The 18729-nt window shown below is 55.2% G+C and carries 14 protein-coding genes; 6 read left to right on the top strand and 8 right to left on the bottom strand.

The genetic code is table 11. The features are described from left to right. Window positions 1–41: 41 nt before the first annotated feature. A complete protein-coding gene (locus EGT74_RS13205; protein ID WP_123847061.1) occupies window positions 42–1082 on the top strand; it encodes a linear amide C-N hydrolase in 1041 nt (346 codons plus the stop codon). Here EGT74_RS13205 and EGT74_RS13200 read toward each other — a convergent pair. Together EGT74_RS13200 and EGT74_RS13195 are read right to left on the bottom strand one after the other, a co-directional pair. Continuing rightward, window positions 1063–1554: a MarR family winged helix-turn-helix transcriptional regulator gene (locus EGT74_RS13200; RefSeq protein ID WP_123847060.1), complete on the bottom strand. Its 492-nt coding sequence runs from the start codon at window positions 1552–1554 to the stop codon at window positions 1063–1065. The genes EGT74_RS13205 and EGT74_RS13200 overlap by 20 nt on opposite strands. Beyond that, on the bottom strand, window positions 1551–2051 hold the full coding sequence (locus EGT74_RS13195) for a GNAT family N-acetyltransferase (protein ID WP_123847059.1): 501 nt from the start codon (window positions 2049–2051) through the stop codon (window positions 1551–1553). Before EGT74_RS13195 ends, EGT74_RS13200 begins: the two co-directional genes overlap by 4 nt. 99 nt (window positions 2052–2150) lie before the next feature. Between EGT74_RS13195 and EGT74_RS13190 the strand changes: the two genes are divergently transcribed. The 3 genes from EGT74_RS13190 to EGT74_RS13180 all read left to right on the top strand — a co-directional run bounded on the left by EGT74_RS13190 (window position 2151) and on the right by EGT74_RS13180 (window position 4152). Beyond that, entirely contained in the window at window positions 2151–2549 is a 399-nt protein-coding gene (locus tag EGT74_RS13190) for a DoxX family protein (protein WP_123847058.1), read from the top strand. 24 nt (window positions 2550–2573) lie between these two features. Continuing rightward, window positions 2574–3470: a hypothetical protein gene (locus tag EGT74_RS13185; protein ID WP_123847057.1), complete on the top strand. Its 897-nt coding sequence runs from the start codon at window positions 2574–2576 to the stop codon at window positions 3468–3470. Between the two features lie 91 nt (window positions 3471–3561). Next, on the top strand, window positions 3562–4152 hold the full coding sequence (locus tag EGT74_RS13180) for a YdeI/OmpD-associated family protein (protein WP_123847056.1): 591 nt from the start codon (window positions 3562–3564) through the stop codon (window positions 4150–4152). Window positions 4153–4274: 122 nt separating this feature from the next. Here the strand turns inward: EGT74_RS13180 and EGT74_RS13175 are convergent, their stop codons facing one another. Then, the gene (locus EGT74_RS13175) at window positions 4275–5006 is read right to left on the bottom strand and encodes a LytR/AlgR family response regulator transcription factor (protein ID WP_123847055.1); all 732 of its coding nucleotides are present in this window, start codon (window positions 5004–5006) and stop codon (window positions 4275–4277) included. Beyond that, window positions 5003–6472 (bottom strand): sensor histidine kinase, encoded by a 1470-nt coding sequence (locus tag EGT74_RS13170; protein WP_123847054.1) that lies wholly within the window; start codon window positions 6470–6472, stop codon window positions 5003–5005. The genes EGT74_RS13175 and EGT74_RS13170 overlap by 4 nt, the downstream gene beginning before the upstream one ends. Window positions 6473–6660: 188 nt before the next feature. On the opposite strand from EGT74_RS13170, the gene EGT74_RS13165 reads away from it, so the two are divergent. Both EGT74_RS13165 and EGT74_RS13160 read left to right on the top strand, forming a co-directional pair. Continuing rightward, window positions 6661–7563, top strand: coding sequence for an ABC transporter ATP-binding protein (locus EGT74_RS13165; RefSeq protein WP_123847053.1), 903 nt, complete (start codon window positions 6661–6663; stop codon window positions 7561–7563). Continuing rightward, the gene (locus EGT74_RS13160; RefSeq protein ID WP_123847052.1) at window positions 7557–11027 is read left to right on the top strand and encodes a M1 family aminopeptidase; all 3471 of its coding nucleotides are present in this window, start codon (window positions 7557–7559) and stop codon (window positions 11025–11027) included. The genes EGT74_RS13165 and EGT74_RS13160 overlap by 7 nt, the downstream gene beginning before the upstream one ends. On the opposite strand, the gene EGT74_RS13155 is transcribed toward EGT74_RS13160, so the two are convergent. From EGT74_RS13155 to EGT74_RS13140, 4 genes are all read right to left on the bottom strand, one after another. After that, window positions 11024–11728 (bottom strand): XAC2610-related protein, encoded by a 705-nt coding sequence (locus EGT74_RS13155; RefSeq protein ID WP_123847050.1) that lies wholly within the window; start codon window positions 11726–11728, stop codon window positions 11024–11026. The two genes, EGT74_RS13160 and EGT74_RS13155, sit on opposite strands and share 4 nt — an antisense overlap. A 177-nt stretch (window positions 11729–11905) precedes the next feature. After that, on the bottom strand, window positions 11906–12994 hold the full coding sequence (locus EGT74_RS13150) for a DNA alkylation repair protein (protein ID WP_123847049.1): 1089 nt from the start codon (window positions 12992–12994) through the stop codon (window positions 11906–11908). Window positions 12995–13272: 278 nt separating this feature from the next. Beyond that, entirely contained in the window at window positions 13273–14979 is a 1707-nt protein-coding gene (locus EGT74_RS13145; RefSeq protein WP_123847048.1) for a RagB/SusD family nutrient uptake outer membrane protein, read from the bottom strand. 17 nt (window positions 14980–14996) lie between these two features. Further along, window positions 14997–18311 carry a SusC/RagA family TonB-linked outer membrane protein gene (locus EGT74_RS13140; protein ID WP_123847047.1) on the bottom strand — a complete coding sequence of 1105 codons (3315 nt, stop codon included), beginning with the start codon at window positions 18309–18311 and terminating at the stop codon, window positions 14997–14999. Window positions 18312–18729: the final 418 nt, after the last annotated feature.

Genomic DNA, 18729 nt, shown 5'->3' with positions numbered 1-18729 from the left:
ACTTCCGGCGGGAAATATGTTATCCTCATAAATCCCTGCAAATGAAAACCTGCCTGATACCCCTGATCTGGGCGCTGCTGCTGACGTTGGCCGCCCCATCCGTTTTCGCCTGTACCCGCGTGGTATACAAAGGCCTCAATAAGACCATTCTCACGGCCCGGTCGATGGACTGGAAAGAAGACATCCTCACCAACCTCTGGATATTCCCCAGGGGGATGAACAGAAACGGCGCGGTAGGAGCGAAATCGATCCAGTGGACTTCCAGGTACGGCAGCGTAGTGGCGTCCGGCTACGATATTTCCAGCACCGACGGCATGAATGAAAAGGGCCTGGTGGCCAACCTGCTCTGGCTGGTGGAATCGGAATACCCGAAATGGGACCAGCAGAAGCCCGGCCTTTCCATTGCCGCCTGGGTGCAATATGTGCTCGATAATTACGCCTCCGTGGATGAGGCCGTTAAAGACCTGCGGCAGGAAAAATTTGTGATCGTGACCGCCGAGGTGCCGGGCCAGAACCGCCTGGCTACGCTGCATCTTTCGCTATCGGACGCCTCCGGCGACAACGCGATTTTCGAGTATGTCGACGGCAAACTCGTCATTCATCACGATACCGCCTATACGGTGATGACCAACTCCCCCATTTTCGACAAACAGCTGGCGTTGAACGAATACTGGCAGGAGATCGGCGGAACGGTGATGCTGCCCGGCACCAACCGCGCGGCCGACCGGTTTGTGAGGGCTTCATTTTATACGGCTGCCGTTCCCCGCACCGACAATACCCGCGTGGCGGTGGCCATCGCTTTCAGCGTGATCAGGAATTGTTCCGTGCCGCTGGGCATTTCCACCCCCGCACAGCCGAATATCTCTTCCACGCAGTGGCGTTCCGTATCTGACCATAAAAACCTCGTCTATTATTTTGAAACCACCCTGACGCCGAACGTGTTCTGGGTAAACTTCAGGGATGTGGACTTTTCGCCGAAGGCGCCGGTGAAAAAACTGAGCCTCGTGAATGGAGAAACCTACGCGGGCAACGCCGTCAGATCGTTCGTGAAAAGCAAACCCTTTACGTTCGCGGGACTGTAAGCCCCATCTTTTCTTTCGCCACTTCCTCGAACGATTGTGTCTCCAGCTTTTCCTCCACCTCCCGGATGGCCGCCATCAGGTTATGCGGCGTGTCCGTAATAGCTGTCAGCGCAGCCGTGATGCCATCCCACACCGGGCGCATCTGCTCCACCAGTTGCCGGCCTTTCGCAGTAAGCTGGATGAGGCGTTTCCTTTCATCCACTTTATCTTTTTTGGAGCGGATCAGTTTCATTTTCTCCAGTTCTTTCAGCAGGCTGATGGTGGAAGGATGGGTATAGCCGATTTCTTCCGCGATTTCCACTACGCCCAGTACGGGTTTCAGGGTGAGTGTGTAAATCACCGGGAACCATTTCGGCTCGAAGTCGATACCACAGGCTTTGTAGACCTGCGCGCCTTCCTTGCGGAGGCGTTCGCTGAGGCGCTGTAAGCGTGTGCCCAATGCCAGCATGCCGGCTGCGTCGATCAGGTTCATGCGGCGGGTATATGCAGGTGAAAGAATAACGTGTCGGCCGGCATCCTTGGGAAATAGTCCGGCAGATCCGCTTTTTCGATGCGGTGGAAGCCGTTCCTTTCATAGAACCGCTGCGCGGCTTTGAGCACTTCCACGGTACCGAGGAACAGGTCGTGAATGCCCTGTTCCCGGCAATAGGCGATCAGCCGGTCGAGCAGTTGCTGGGCGATGGACAGTTCCTTGCCCCTGAATTCCTTTTTAACGAACATTTTGCGGATGGCGCCCGCCTGGTGGCCGATGGCAATCAGCGCAATGGAACCGATGAGCTGTTCCCCCTGAACCGCGCCCCAGAACTGGCCGCCGCCCTGCTGGTAAAAACCTTCGATGTCGAGCAGGTCCGGCTGATCGGCCAGCGTAACCGGAATGCTGTGCTCCACCTGCTGGATGGGCAATATCAAGTCGATGATCCGCGCCGTGTAGCCGTTATTCAACGGCCGGATGTCAAAAGCATGGTGCATGGTAAGATGTTTTATCAAATATATGTAGTTGACTACATAATTCAAAAATACTGATTTTTCGGGATTGCCTGCTTCCCGGCATTGTCATATTTTCGGAACATGAGCAAATACCCTTTCCTGACGCTGCCGCAGTGGCTGATCGCACTGCGCCTCAGCACTGCCCTTATTTTTATTGCCCATGCGCTGGTGCGTTTGCTGAACGGTACCATCCCGCGTTTTGCCGGATACCTGGAAAGCGAAGGCCTCCCCTTCGGGCTGGCGCTGGTATGGGGCATCACGGTGTTTGAAATTGCCGGGGGGCTGTTGCTGGCATTCGGATGGTACACCCGGCTGCTGACGGCCGGTTTCATTCTCCTGCTCCTGATGGGTATCGTGCTGATCCACGCCCGGCTGGGCTGGTTTGTAGGAGAACACGGCTCCGGGGGCAGCGAGTACAGCTTTATCCTGATCGTGGCTTTGCTGGTGATCGCGGCCGGTGCAAAATCGAAGCGGATGTAATATCTTTAGTGATATTTATCCGCCATGAAAGCTATTACCTATGCCCTCCTGTTTTTGCTGGCCGGCTTTTCCGCTACCGCGCAGGACACTACCGGGATTTTCTCCCGTTTGCAGGCCATTTCCCAGGGCCGCGTAGACTTCTTCAATACCGACGGCACCGAAATATCCAGCCATCGGGTACCGGGAGAATTCACCGTCAAAAACCTGCAGAAAATCTTCCGGCAGTACCGCATCAAAACCGAGCGGCTCACAGTAACGGATTCCGCATTGGGATATCCGAATTATTATCTCGATGAATCGCAGGAAGTATCGCCCGGCATCACCCAGCATGTAGCCCGTTATTTTATCGGTCATGAGGGCTCCCTGTTCGCACTGACCTTCATTTCCTTCAACAAATACGACCGCGCGTTCCACCGGGCATTCACCAGGCTCCTGCTCGAAGGCAGCATCCCCATGCATGTGTATGTGAATCCGGATGGCGACAGCCTCAATTTCGCGGGGAGAAACATCTTCCGGGGCAAAGTATGCCGGTTTATGAACATCAACAACCTTCAGTGCCCCTATTACGGCCAGATGAACTGGAGCGTGCACCAGGATGCGGCAGGCGCCGCTGCTTCCGTCAAAAATCAGTACGACATCCTGAAAACCAAAAAGACAGGCAAATTCATCGCGGAAGATACGGTGGACGTAATATTTGAAGGAGCGCCCGTTAAAGCCCTGAGGACCACCTACGATGTAAAAGGCGTATCGGGCCTGCTGGTGGGCATGAGCGGCGCCAAAACCCTCACGGTGTACTTCGTATCGGCGCCGGTGCGCAACAATCACGTCAGCTGCGTAATGAGCTTCTGGAACAACGACAATGTGAATGCAGACGGATTACCGCCGTTGCTGGCGGAAGTGATGAACCTGAAAAAGCCCTGACACTTTTTCCGCAACCCGGAACCACTACTGACATAAGGCTGTCAAATCCCCGTTTTACTTTTGGACCATGGCACTTAAAACCGCAACTGTTATGGAAACAAAAAACGGCTTACCGGTATTTCACGCCGCCACCAGGGCCGCCTGGCGCAAATGGCTGCAAAAGAACAGCAAAACCCAAAAAGGCGCTTACCTCGTCCTGTACCATAAAAACAGCGGTACCCCCTGCGTGGGATACGGCGAATCGATCGAAGAAGCGCTTTGTTTCGGCTGGATAGACAGCAAGGCGATCAAACGGGATGATGAAAGCTTCTTGCTCACCTTCACGGAAAGGAACCCGAAAAGCAACTGGGGTAAAGTGGCGAAGATCAGGGCCGAAAAAATGATCAGCGAAGGCAAAATGATGCCGGAGGGGCAGGCTTTCATCGACCTGGCGAAGGCCAAAGGCACCTGGGATATCTTCAACGACGCGCACGATAACGTGATTCCGCCAGATCTGCAAAAACGGTTTTCCAAAAACAAAACAGCCCTGCAGCATTTCGAAGCCTTTCCTCCTTCCGCCAAACGCGCAGTGCTGGAATGGATATTGTCCGCCAAAAGGCCGGAAACCAGGGAACGGCGGATTGAGGAAGCAGTCACCCTGGCGGCGCAGAACATCCGGGCCGCACAACCCCGGAAGGCATAAGCCGGCCTGTTTTACAGGGCGGAACAGCATCCTTCCTCTCCGTTCGGCAGGCGCTGTAACCGGCTTAACGCCGCTTCACCACGCAACCAATATAACAAAGACACCGACGTGCTACGGACTGATTATTCTGTGCCGGTCAACAGCTTCGCCACATGCCGGTAGTTTTTTCCCAGCGGGAGCTCCGTACCGTTCTTCAGGCGAATGGTGTTGCCTTCGATGTAATGCACGAATGATTTATTGAGGATATAGGATTTGTGGATGCGGATAAAGGTATCGGCGGGCAGCCGCGTTTCAAAACCGCTGAGGGTGCCGGGTGTGAGCAGGTACCGCTGCGTGTTCCATACTTTCACATAATTGCCGACGCTTTCGAGGTAGAGGATGTCGGCCAGTGAAACCTGTATCTGTTTTTTATCTGACCTGATATAGATCTGCGCCGGCTCCATTGCAGGAGCGGCAGTCGGATTCGCCGGCGCGGGCTGGTTCACCTGCTTCTTCAGGTTGTGCAGCGCCAGTGCGCGGTTGACGGCTTTGAGGAAACGTTCGAAGCGGAAAGGCTTGAGCAGGTAATCCACCACATCCAGGTCGAAACTTTCCAGCGCATGTTCTTCGTAGGCGGAAGTGATGATCACCATCGGGCGCTGCTGCAGTGTTTTCAGCAGATCGAGCCCGGTGAGTCGCGGCATGCGGATGTCGAGGAAGATGAGATCCACCGGTTGGCGGCTGAGCAGTTCCAGGGCTTCCGCCACGCGGTAACACTGCCCGGCTTTTTCCAGGAAGGGTACATCCGCCATGTATTGCAGGATGATATCATGGGCCAGGGGCTCGTCGTCGACTATCAGGCAGCGAAGGCTCATCGTGCGGTCAATTGCAGTTCAGCTTTAAATGTATGATTTTTTATGCTGGTCGTAAACGTATGGCGGCCGGGGTACAATAAAGCCAGGCGCTTCTGCAGGTTGGCCAGCCCGATGCCCCCGGTGGTGGCCGGCGTTTCGAAGGAATTTTCGCAGCTGAAATACAGGCTGTTCCGGTTGCATTGCAAGCGGATGTGCAGTCGCGCTTCATTTTCTGCCGGTTCCACCCCGTGCTTGAACGCGTTCTCGACCAGTACGATGAGCAGCAGCGGCGCCACCGGCATGGCATCGTCCGTAACATCCTGCTCGAAACTGAATACCGGCGCCTTTTTCAGCCGGATCATCTGGAGCCGGACATAATCTTCGAGGTAGCGGATCTCTTCCTTCACGGTCACCTGGTCTTCCTGCCCTTTATAGATCACATAACGCATCAGATCCGACAGCTGCAGGATGCTTTCCGGCGTTTCCGCCGACCGCTGGAGGCTCATGGCGTAGAGGTTGTTGAGCGTATTGAAAAAGAAATGGGGATTGAGCTGTTGCCGCAGCAGCGCCAGTTCGCTCTGCGCTTTTTCTTTTTCGAGCGAAACGATGCGGTTGTTCTGTTTGGCCCATTGCAGGGCCAGTAACAGCGGCAGGCTGAGGAAAATGATGGACAGCGCGGCGAATGCATTTTCGAGGTTGAAGGCGTTGGCGCTGAACATGGTCCCGAACAGGTCGTTGGCGGGCAACCGCAGGAACAGCTGCGCCACGACAGGATAAAACAGCGCGACCGCTGCCAGCACGCCGAGCACGTACAGCACGGGGCCTTTTTCTTTCAGCACCCTGACCACCAGCAGGCGGCTGTTGAGGTAAAAAAAGAAATAGCCGCAGAGGTACATGAACAGGAACTGGGCAAAGACGGCCAGGAACATGTCGAAGTGACGGATGATTTTGGAGAGGCTGAACTCCCCGCCGATGAGCAGGCGTTCCTCGGAATGATAACGCGGATCGTACAGGCAGGATGTGGCCATCGCCGCAAGGCTCAGCGAAATGATGGTAATGGTGGCCAGCAGGGCTTTATCGAGGCTGAATTTACGCAGCCACTGCACCTGGTGCACCATCCGGCGGTAATAGGCGATACTGCTGAGCAAAACTTCCAGCGAAAAAGCCAGGATGGCCCCGGTGATGATAAACTGCTCCTGCGTTTCATCCTGCTGCGCGTAAGCCCAGAATCCGGCATTCACCGGCAGCAGCACCACGAAACACAGCAGCCACGCCCAGGTGTATGCCCGGCGGCCCAGGCGCTGCTGCAGCCATTCCCGGCCAGCGGCGAATATGATGGCGGGCAGCAATGCAACCCCCGATAACAGTACCGCCCTGCCGTATTCCGCCCAGGTGTAGGGTGCCTCGATCAGGGTATTGAAAATGCCCAGCCAGAGTACCAGTCCGGCGTGGATGCATACATCGAAGTACCTGCGTAAAAATACCATCCTGTAAAAAAAGATTTTAAACCCCTTCCGCCAAAAAAAGAATGACGAAGGCGCCGTTTTTCGTGATGTAGGCGGTAAAGCGCGCTGGAAGGGTAAAAAAGGCCGTTCGTCACGTTAATCCCCTCCTATCCCATGTTTAGTTGAAGGCGCAGTGGATGCCCGCTAATTTGCCAACATAAACCAACAACATGTACAGGCTCGACATTCAACATCTCAGCAAAAGTTACGGCGGCGGCGTACAGGCGCTCCGCGCGGTCAACCTCCGCGTGTCCAACGGCATGTTCGGGCTGCTGGGCCCCAACGGCGCGGGCAAATCCACCCTGATGCGCATCCTGGCTACCCTGCAGGAGCCCGACAGCGGGCGGGTGCTGTTCGACGGCAGCAACATTCACGAACATCCGCATGCGCTCCGCAGCCGGCTCGGCTACCTGCCGCAGGATTTCGGGGTGTATCCCCGTACGTCCGCCCTCCAGCTGCTGGATCATCTCGCCCTGCTGAAGGGGTTGCGGAACAGGAAGGAAAGAAAGGAACAGGTACTGGCGCTCCTGCAACAGACGAACCTCTATGAAGCGCGGCACCGCGCCGTGAGCACCTTTTCGGGCGGCATGCGGCAACGGTTCGGCATCGCGCAGGCCCTGCTGGGCAACCCCAGCCTCATCATCGCCGACGAACCCACCGCCGGACTGGACCCTGAAGAGCGCAACCGCTTCCACGGCCTGCTGAGCGAGATCGGCGAACAGGTGGTGGTGCTGCTGTCTACCCATATCGTGGAAGATGTGCAGGACCTGTGCCCGCAAATGGCCGTGCTGGCCGGCGGCCGGGTGATTTTGCAGGGCAGGCCCACGGCGCTGGCGGCGGACCTGAACGGCCGGGTATGGCGTAAAACCGTCACCAAAGCGGCGCTGGAGCATTACCGCCGCACCCTCCCGGTAATTTCCACGCGTATGACCGGGGGCCTTTTGCAGCTGTATGTGCTGGGAGATGATTGTCCGGGTGAAGGTTTCGAAGCCTTTTACCCCGGCCTCGAAGAAGTATATTTTTCCGCACTGTTCGGGGCGCAGCGCGCCGGAAAGGAGGTGGGCGTATGTTAGGGTTCGAATTACGGTATCATGCCCGCCAGCTGACGTTCATCGCGGCGGCCGTCATATTTTTCGCCATGGGCGTGCTGGCCGTACAGGGCCGCTTCGGCAGCGACGACGTGCATAAGAACGGGCCTTACGTGTATACGGTGCTGGTAGGCATGCTGTCGCTCCTCTCGATTTTTACCGCCACGCTTTTTTGCGCAGGCGTGGTATTGCGCGACACGGCCAACAGGATGGATGCCATCGTGTTCTCCACCGCCGTGCGCCGGCTCCCGTTTTTTACCGTGCGCTTCGCCGGCCTGTTGCTGGCGGCGCTACTGATGCTGGTGCTGGCAGTAACGGGTATGGCGCTGGCCACGCTGCTGCAAAACCCGGAAGTGCTGGGACCTCACCGCGCCGCCTATATCATTCAGCCATTGCTCGTGTTCGGCCTGCCGAACGTTTTGTTTGCCACCAGCGTGATTTTCTGCACGGCGTTGCTGACGCGCAACCTCAAAGCCGTGTATGCCGCCGGCCTGCTGCTCTACATCCTGTACCTGACGGCGTCGATCCTCGGCAATTCCCCGATGATCGCCGGCTCCAATTTAAAAACAGGAACGGACAGTCTGTGGCCTTTGCTGAGCGATCCGTTCGGGTTGGCCGCCCTGTTTGGCGAAACGCGCAACTGGAACGACGTACAGCGCAATACACAACTGTTCCCGCTCAGCGGTATCTTTTTATGGAACCGTGTGATCTGGACGATGATTTCCCTGCTTTTGCTGGCAGTGAGTTACCGCTATTTCAATTTCCGACAGCCGCAGCCGGCCGCCCTGCGCCGCCGGTCATCCGCAGCTTTGCGACTGGCAACCGGTTACCGCGCCATGCAGGTGCATCCGCAGGGATACGGGTATGCGGCAAAAGCATTCCGCAGCCAGCTGGGCCTCGATGCCCAGTCCCTCTTCCGCTCCATCCCGTTCATGGTGATGCTGGCGTTGTGGATCTTCCTGTACGGGATCGAGCTGAAGGATTCCCTGTTCAGCGGCCCCATGGGCATCCGGGCATATCCCTTCACCGGCATCGCCATCGAAGAACTGCGGCCGATGCGCCCCGCCATGCTCCTGATCATTTTCTGCGCCGCCGAATTGCTGTGGCGGGAAAGGGCGTCGGGCATGCACGGGTTGATATATGCCACCCCGGTTCCGCACGCCTTGATGTGGGGCGCTAAATGCGCCGCGCTGGTGCTGCTGATCGGTGTGATGATCGTGGCGAATGTGGCGATCGGCATCAGCCTGCAACTGCTCAACGGTTTCACCACGATCGAGCCGCTGGTGTACCTGCAGCTGGTTTATTACAGCGGGCTGCCTTTGCTACTGTTCGCGGTGCTGGCGGTGCTTATCCTCACCCTCACGCCCAACAAATACGCGGGCATGCTGTTTTGCCTGGTTCCCGCCATGATCATCACCTTCGGCAAAACGCTGGGGCTGGAGCACCCGATGCTCCGGTTCGGCGATGTGCCGGAACTGGCCTGGTCGTATATGAACGGCTTTGGCCACTACCGCGAAGCGTTCAACTGGTACATGGTGTATTGGGGCGGATTGGCGGTAATGTTCGCGTTGCTCACCATTGCCGTGTGGCCGGCTGTGCAACGGCGCTGGCTGCAGCGGATGAAAGCGGTTCCTGCGCAACTGGGGAAACGCGGGTTCTTCATCGCGGGGATTGCCATGCTGCTTACCTGCGCAGCCGGCACCTACATTTTTTATGAAACAGGCTTCCGGAGCAAGGCGGCAAAAAAAGAATGGCGGATGGCATACGAGCGGAAATACCGCCCCGTTGCGGATCTTCCGCAGCCGGTGATCAAGGCGGTGAAGGTAGCGGTGGACGTGTACCCCGCCAACGCCTGGTACCGGGTGAAGGGCAGTTTCCTGCTGAAAAATGAAACCAGCTCTCCTCTTTCAAAAATATGGATCGATATCGATGAGAACATCCAGACTATTCAGTTGCACATGCCCGGCGTGGCGAAGCAGGAACAGGATGAAAGGTTTCACCAATACTGGCTGCATCTCGAAAAACCTTTACAGCCCGGCGATACCACGCATCTTGATTTCGCCATGGAAGTAAGCCGGAACGGATTCAAAACCTTTAACAGCGAACACACTGTAGTCAGCAACGGCACTTACATCGAGCTCGAAAAATACGTGCCGGCATTGGGATACGACGAAGGCTACGAATTATCCGGCCAACTCGACCGGCGGCAGGCAGGGTTACCACCCCGCACAGATACCCCTTCCACCGATGATGCATATCACCTGATCGACTTTGCCGCCGTAATTTCCACTCCCGCCAACCAACAGGCCATTACCGTGGGTGAATTACAAAAAACCTGGATCGACGGCGACCGGCGGTATTCCGACTACAAAACCCGCCGCCCGGTTAACTTCATGTTTGCCATCAGCGCGGCGGAATACGCCGTGCACGAAGAAAAATACAATGGCATACGGCTGCGCGCACTGTATCATCCCGGGCATGCCGGAAACCTTCCCGCCATCATACAGGGTGCGAAGGATGCACTGGACTACTGCCATAAAAACTTCGGCGCCTATCCCCTACCATACCTGCACCTTGCCGAAATACCCCATTACAAAGGCGCGGCCACGGCTTATCCCGGCCTGCTCTTCCTGGCGGAACGCATCCTGTTCCTCAGCAACTTCAGCGACTCCGGCCGCGTCAACCAGGCCTACGCCATTGCCGCACACGAAACGGCGCACCAGTGGTGGGCCAATATGCCGGCGCCGGTGCACGGTCCGGGCGATGCGATGCTCACAGAATCGCTGGCGAAATACACGGAAGCGATGGTGATGGAAAAACGGTTCGGGAAGGCTTATCTCAGCGACTATTTCCGGGTGGACAATCACATGTACCTCGTGCTGCGGAGCATGTACGGCAAGGAACTGCCGCTTATCCAGACAAACGACCAACCTTTCGTGCATTATCAGAAAGGCGGGATGGTGCTATACCGGCTTAAAGAAAACCTCGGGGAAACACACGTCAACAGGGCTTTGCAACAGCTGGTGGCCCAACATGCCTGGCCGGGTAAAAAAGTGCGGCCGGCAGACCTGCTCCATGCGCTGCAAACCGGGGCAGACAGCGGTGCCATGCGACTCATCGACGAATGCCTGCAACAGGTGGTGGTGTACGATCTGCAAATCAAAAGTCTTGGCGCCGCCCGGCTTCCCGGCGGCCAATACCGCCTCGACCTGCAGGTCAACATCGCCCGGAAAGACGCTGCGGGAAATCCTCTCCCGGTTGACGGCCGATTCGATATCGGGGTGTTGGATAAAGCGGGAAAACTCATCTACGCCCAACCGCACCACTTTTCGAATGCGGAAACACGCTTGAGTTTAACGGTAGGTAAAGAACCAGGCGCGGTCGCCATTGATCCTTATCAGTATGTGTTAGACGAAAACCCGGCGAACAATAAAACCGGCATCGATTAGTGGGCTTCTTTTTCTTTGTAATATTCCTGCGCTTTGTAACGCTGCACGCTCTTTTTCATTTTACCATTGACAAGCTGGCTGGTGGTGACGGTGACCATGTCGCCACCGGCATCCGCTTCTTCCACTACCTCCGCCACCTTCGTCAATCCCCTGCCGGGTTGCAGGCCGTAGGTAATGGTGGAGTGCCAGCAGCAGCCGCTTTTCTGGTGTACGGTCAGCTGCTTCCGGAAACGGTCTGTTTCAAACATGCCGAGGTTTTCAGAAGCCAGCCTGGTCAGCATTTTATCCGCCACAAAAGCTTTTTTTGCGGTGTTATATACATAGACATCGTATGAAGGGCCGCCATAGCTCCCGTTGTTGCCGTTGCGGATGGCCACGTCTTCTTCCCCGTCGAAATTAAAATCGTCGAATACCAGGGGCTGCTGGTTATCCGCGATACCCGCTTTTTTGTCGCCCTCTTTCCAGTTGCTGTCGAGCTGCACGATGAAGTCTTTGGAACTGAAAGTCTGTACCGCCCGGTTGCGCTCTTTCTCGAGCAGCTGGATCTTTGCTTCACCGTGAAAGTGAGCCGATTCACATTTGGCAGTGATCTTTGCGTTGTATCTGGCAGATGCGTTGTTCACCGTTATGACGGTTTGCGCCATGGCCGCGGACGACAGAACAAAGGAGGCCATCAGGCAGGCAATTGGTTTCATTGGCATAAAATAAAGTATACGTTTAAATGTAATTCATTTCTTTTAAAAATCACCCAATTGAAGCCTGTAACATATTGGTTTTGCAATCGTTGACTAAAAAAGGGCGCACCGTTTCGGTACGCCCTTTTTTAGTTCCTTCGTATCGCGTCATGCACTATAAACAGGCCGGAGCAGGTCGGAAGGTTACGACGGTATCGCCAGCACGAAAGTCTTTTCTCCCATTACGCTCCCGTTCACGATGATGTCGACCTTATGTTCACCGGCATAATGCTTCCGGGTGGTAAAATCTTTGAGGGTCTGTTTTTTACTGAGACTCAGCCGGGCGCCCGGAGCCAGCTCCGCTTCTTTCAGTTTAAATACTTTGCGCGAGAGCCCGCCGCCGGCCTTCCGGTAGTGGATGGCATAGTCGATCACAAGCTTCTGGGCAGATTTCTTTTCCGAAACAATGTCGAATGAAAAGAGCAGTTCCTCTCCCAGCCTGATTTTGGCAGCACCCAGCCGGAACTTATCCAGCCGCACCTTCACGTTCTTTTCAAAATTGAAAACCGCCAGCGAATCCTGGTGCCCTAATTTGATCAGGGAGCGGCTGGCATGTTTGATGATCCAGGCGGTATGGGTGTTGCCTGCGTTCCAGCCTTTCACCAGTCTGATCATATAATCAGGATGGTCTTTGGAAATATCGTTGAGGTGGTTGGCGACGGACTTCCTTACGTAAAGCTCCGTATCCGCGTTCAGTTGCTCGAGGATACCGCGGGTGAGTGAGGGTTCTTTGATTACCGCATCCAATTTAAAAGACCACGGCAGCCGTGGACGGCTTCCTTCCGAAGCGAGGCGGCGCACGTGATGGTTACCGTCTGCCGCCCAGTTGTGCATGATTTTCAGCGCCTTTTGCATATCCAGTTTCAAAAACTCCCTCACCGCGAACTCCGACGAGCCATAGGCCGTGAAATGTTTCAGCGCCTCCATGGAAAGATCGAAATGCTCCTTCCCGAACATGCCCACAAACCCCGGGAACACCAAAGCGGTGTAGCCTGTCTGCACATGCTCCACGGCCTTATACAGCACCGAAATGGCCTTTTTGAAATCGGCGGGAAGGTGATGCTGCAGCACCACGGATGTATGGTGCAGCCGCTGGTTGAGGGAACGGTCTTCGAGGTTTTTTGTTACCTCCCTGATGAATGATTCCGTATTAAAATTCCTGTCTGCTTTTCCGAAAGCTTCGGCAAACCCTGTGTAAAAACGGTGGTTGAACATTTCCTTGAGCGGCTCCATGCGGTGAAATTAAAGAATTCCAAAGAATGAAACCATAGCGGCTTCTACCCTTTTTTGCCGGGCGATGAACATCACCACCAGGAAATAAATGATAACGGTGATCACATCCATGACAAGGTTCTTTGCCGGGTAAAATCACGCCGGTAAAGGATATGGCGATGCACAACGTCTGTCATGGCATCGGCCGCATGGGGGAAATGTGCAGACCATCGCCCTAAAAACAAAGGGCGCTTACCAAATGGTAAACGCCCCTGGGGGTTAGGATCAGAATACAAAATTTAGTTGTTCTGTTTCAATGCGCCCTGCGACCGGTCGATCTGCTGTTGCGGAATGGGGAAATAAGCATCCTGGTCCTCAAACACGATACCGGCAAAAGAAGACAATATGCCGCCTTCAAAAGCAGAATAACTTTCGATCACCTGTTTCGCTATGCCCCAACGAACCAGGTCGTAGAAGCGATGGCCTTCCATGGCCAGTTCGAGCCTGCGCTCGAAACGAACGGCATTGCGGGCATAATCCGCCGAAGGGAATGCCGCGTAGGGCAATACTTTATAGGCAGCCGCCGGTGTGCCGCCAACTTCTTTGGCCGGCAGCAATGCCGCCCGGGCACGAACGAGGTTCACCAGGCGCATGGCTTCTCCCAGCGCACCCGTTTCAATATTACACTCGGCTGCCATCAGGTACACGTCGGCAAGGCGGATGATATTGACGTTGAGGCCTGTGATGTACAAGCCGCCCGCTACCGCCTGACCGGAGAACTGCGCCTGCTCGATCATGTGTTTCACGCCCACGAAAGGCCCGGCATATGCAGGATCCCTGATCCAGGCGTCGCCTGCCATCAGGCCCCAGTCGCGGTACGGCACGCCCCTTCTGCCTACAGTATAATCGAGGCGCGGGTCAACGGCGATCGTTTTGTCGGGCGTATAATTCGTTTTGGCGGCGCCGGTGAGGCCGAAGTCCGATTTGAACGGATTGGTGCGGTACCCGTTGTCGAGCATCGGCAGGCCGGCTGCCGTTACTTTATACGAGTTCACGAGGTCGAACGACGGCTGGTAAAAACCGCAGCAGTTTACCGGTGCGGAGCCGTAGAAACCGCCGAGCATGTCACCCACGTTGGCGTTATCGCCGCTACCGTCTGGGTTAATCGAGTGCTGTGCCGCGAAAATGGATTCAGGGCCGTTTTCTTTGGTCACGTCGAAGTTATCGGTAAACGGCATCGTAACGATGCTGGGTTTGGCGTTGATCACGGTGTTGAACAGCGCCAGGGCTTCGGCGTATTTTTTCTGGTAGAGATACACCTTGCCGAGGTAAGCCTGCGCGGCGATCTTGTCTGCGCGACCCTTTTCCCCTTTGGGTTTGGTAACGGGCAGGTTCGCTACGGCGAACTTGAGATCTTCCTCTATTTTCGGGTATACTTCGACGTTATTCGGAATGGTGATGGCGTCGGCGGTAGCGATGGTTTCATCCACATAAGGAATGTTCACGAAAACGCGGCGCAGCATAAAATAATAGTGCGCGCGCAGCATTTTTGCTTCCGCTTCCACTTCCAGCGCCCTGGCGTCGCTGAGCTTGTTATTGCCTGCCTGTACGGTTTTCAGGATGCGGAGGGTATTGTTGCAGCGGGCCACGCCTTCATAATACCGGTTCCACATGATTTCCGTATTATCGTTGGTGCTGGACACCTGATGCAGTTCCACCTGGTTCATGTTGGGCTGGTCGCCGTTATTGCTGCCTTTGTGGGCATTGTCCGCCCCAACTTCCCCGAAGAGCCACTGGCTTGGCGAAGAGGAGTAGTTGCCCCAGGTGCCGTTCACGTTGCCGTTCATCAGGCCGTACGCGCCCAGCAGCACGCCTTCCACCCCGTCGGGCGTTTCGAGCTGCGGACCGGATAATTCACCCTGGGGCGTTTTTTCAAGAAACTCGCTGCTGCACGCAGCCAGTAATCCCATAAATGCTAGAAGTATGATGCTGTTTATTCTTTTCATTGTTAGAAGCTTTAAAGTTAGAAACCTGCACTGATGCCAAAGAGATACTGCCTGCCTACGGGATAGATACCGAAATCAACGCCCAGCGCCGAGAAGGTGCTGTTGGTCTGGCTTACTTCGGGATCGAGGCCGGTGTACTTCGTAATCGTGAAAAGATTCGTGGCGCTCGCATACACCCGGAGGCTCCGCAGATGGCCGTTGAACCATTTTTCAGCCGGGAAAGAATACCCGATCTGCAGGTTCTTCATACGGAAGTAGCTGCCGTCCTGTACATAGTAGCTGGAAGAGGCGTATTCAAAGTCGGAAGCCTTCCTGTTGGGAGACGGAGCAGTGGCGCCTTTGTTGGTGGGCGACCAGTGGTTGAGCATCCGAACGCTGGCCGTACCATCGAAAGTACCGAAGTCGGTGAAGTAACGGGTGGCTTCATACAGGTCGTTGCCCTGTGAACCATTGAAGAACATCAGCAGGTCCCAGTTTTTATACTTGGCGTTCACGGAGAAGGAATACAGGAAATCCGGGTGCGGGTTGCCGATCACGGTACGGTCGAACGGAGTGATCACGCCGTCGGGTTTGCCGTCCGGGCCGGAAATATCCCTGTACTTGAAGCCGCCTACGCGCGCGCCGGTATATGAGGGGCTGCCGGATACGTCGGCTGCATCCTGGTAAATACCCACCACATCATATCCATAGAAGGAACCGAAGGGCATGCCCGGGCGCAGCAGCGTGGTTTGCAGGCTGCGGAAGGTGCCGTACACCTGTTCTTTCACGGAAGGTGCCAAAGTGAGTACCTGGTTCACGTTGCGTGAAAAGTTCACGTTCAGGTCGAGCTTGAATGGCTGGTCGCCGCGCTGGCCGAGGTGATAACCAACGGCTACTTCAATCCCCTTGTTCTCCATATCGCCGATGTTCACGAACGGAGAGTTACCCTGGCCTACCGCAGTTGCCGGCAGGGGCACGGGATACAGCATGTCGGAGGTTTTACGGTTGTACCAGTCGATGGCACCGTCGAGGTCGCCCTGCAACAGGGTGAAATCAAGCCCGAGGTTCAGCGACTTCAGCTCTTCCCATTTTACGGAAGGATTGGCGTAACCGTTCTGCCAAACGCCCGTTACAACGCCTGCGCCATTGATGGGGTATGCAGATGAGTTGAGGGCGCTTTCGAAGCGCGGAATGTACTGGAAGCCGGGAATACGCTGGTTACCGGTAATACCGTAGCCGGCGCGGAGTTTCAGGTCGGTGATCCATTTCACGTCTTTCATGAAACCTTCTTCAGACGCGCGCCAGGCGATGCTGCCCGCGGGGAAGGTACCGTATTTGTTTTCCGGGCCGAAGTTGGAAGAACCGTCGCGGCGTACCGTGAAGCTCACCAGGTAACGGTCGTTGTAGGAATAGTCCGCCCTTCCGAAGATGGAAAACAGGGAGCCTACGCCGCCGGTGCTGTTGTTGCTGATGTTGGAAGAACCGCGTGAGAGGTAGTAGTAGTCCATGTTACCCAGCAGGAAGAAGTCGTTCCTGCCGCCGTTCAGCTGGCGGCTGCGGGCGTTGTACGCCTCAGTACCGGCCAGCAGCGTCAGTGCGTGGCGGTTCAGGATATTGAGTTTGTAGGTCAGCGTGTTGGTCCAGGTCCAGTCGGTGCTGTATCCCTGGAATTCGCCGAGGTTGTTGTTGTTGCTGCCTTCGGAGAACTCCAGGTTGGGATAACCGATGGTGATGCCGTTGTAGTTTTCATAACGGAGACCAAAGGAGGTGCGCGCTACGAGGCCTTTCACGATGTCTGCCTCACCAAACACGTTGCCGAAGAAGAAATTGCGTTTGTTGCGGTTGTCTTTAGCGCGGTACAGCAGCGCCAGCGGATTCTGGGCGTTGCCCAGCTTATCGCCGCGGCTGCCGGCAAAGTTGCCTTTGATATCATACACCGGGATGATCACCGGGATGCGGTACGCAAAACCGAATGCGCTGCCTTCGCCCTGGTAGTCGCCCGAAACGTTGGGGTTCACACCAACGCCCACAAACTCTTCGTAGCTGTACTGCATGTTTTCGCCAAAACGGAAGTGGCCGTCGAAGGCTGTGAATTTGGTATTGGCCCTTACGTTGAAGCGCTCGTAGCCGGTGTGTTTCACAATACCCTTCTGGCCGAGATAACCTGCGCCGATGGCGTAGTTGGCGTTTTCGCCGCCGCCTGTCACGCTCAGCTGCGCATTTTTCATGGGTGCGCTCTGGGTGATTTCTTCAAACCAGTTGGTACCGGCCTGGTTGGCTTTGGTGATCTGGTAGAAGGTTTTGGAGTCGCGGCTGTAGTTGTATTTGGAAGGGTCTGCATCCGCCGCCGTTACGTTCTGGCCGGTTGCGGAGCCTGCCACGAGGTATTCCGGTAAAGTAGGGTTAGGTCCGGGGCCGTAGTTGCTCCCCGTAGTTTCAGAGGTGCCCGGCGTTACGCCTGCATTTCTGAATGCCTCAAAAAGATAATTGGCATACTGAGAAGGGTTCATCATTTTCGGGAAGGCTTCTTTACGCGGCACCTGCCGGCCGTAGTACAGCCCCAGCGAAATGCGGGGCGCCCCTTTGATACCCTGTTTGGTGGTGATGATCACCACGCCGTTATTCGCGCGGGCGCCGTAGATGGAAGCAGACGATGCATCTTTCAGCACCTGCATGCTTTCGATATCGTTCTGATCGAGCCAGCTGAGTTTGCCTTCATAAGGCACCCCGTCGATCACGAACAGCGGATCGTTGTTGTTGATGGTGCTGAAACCCCTGATGCGGATTTGCGGCGTGGCGCCGGGCGCACCGTCGCTGATGATCTGCACGCCCGTTGCTTTACCCTGGAGAGCTTCGACGGGGCTCGCCACCGGCTGGGATTTGAGTGAGTTGATGTTCACAACGGCCACCGAGCCGGTGAGATCTTTTACCCTTTGCGTGGAATAGCCCGTTACCACCACCTCTTCGAGAGAGGTATTGGAGTATGCCAGCGTAATGTTGTAAGTTTTGCCGGGTGCTTCCACGGTAAACTCCTGCGTGGTAAAACCGATGCTGGTGATCACGATAACGTCGCCGGTTTTGGCCGGCAGCGAAAAATCACCGTTCTCACCGGTTACGGTGCCTTTGGTGGTGCCTTTGATCTGTACCGCCGCACCGGGTACGGGCTGGTTGTCTTTTTCGCTGATCACCTTGCCTTTGATGGTTTGTTGTTCCTGTTGGAAAAACGGCGCCGGAGCGGCGTTAACGGCATAGGTGGAAGGCGTGAAGGAAATGGTAATTACAAGCGTACACGCAGGCAAAAAGGTTCCTCTTATCGCTTTCGTAAAAAAAGCAATATTCCTCTTTTTTTTCATATTTTTGAAGAGTTATGGTTCACCAAGATTTTGAACTGTAATAGACTGGAAGCTTCACTCCAGTTTCGTTTTGCCGGCAATATCCCCATATTGCCGGTTTTGTTACCCTAAGTTTGTATTCTGATCATAACATGGATTTTAAGGATTAAAGGAAGTGGATTTTTATACGCTTTCGATTTAAAATATGAAGGAAAAAAGGACGCACGTTCCCTCTCCGGTAAGCAAGCTGCTTTGCCGGCGGGTGTAATAATGCTGTAGATCGTCAGTTTTTAGTGGCGTCGGGAATGGCGGAGAATGATCATACGAGCAATTGCACGGTTCGTTTACTGATATCGATGTCGATTTTGGTACTGCAGACGGCTTTCATAACAATTTAGTTTTAAAATGGAATTTTAAAATAAGATGCAGGTTAAAGCAC

Origin of the sequence: Chitinophaga lutea, assembly GCF_003813775.1 — a bacterium.
GTDB classification, from domain to species: domain Bacteria; phylum Bacteroidota; class Bacteroidia; order Chitinophagales; family Chitinophagaceae; genus Chitinophaga; species Chitinophaga lutea.
This window is presented reverse-complemented; position numbering and strand designations above follow the sequence as displayed.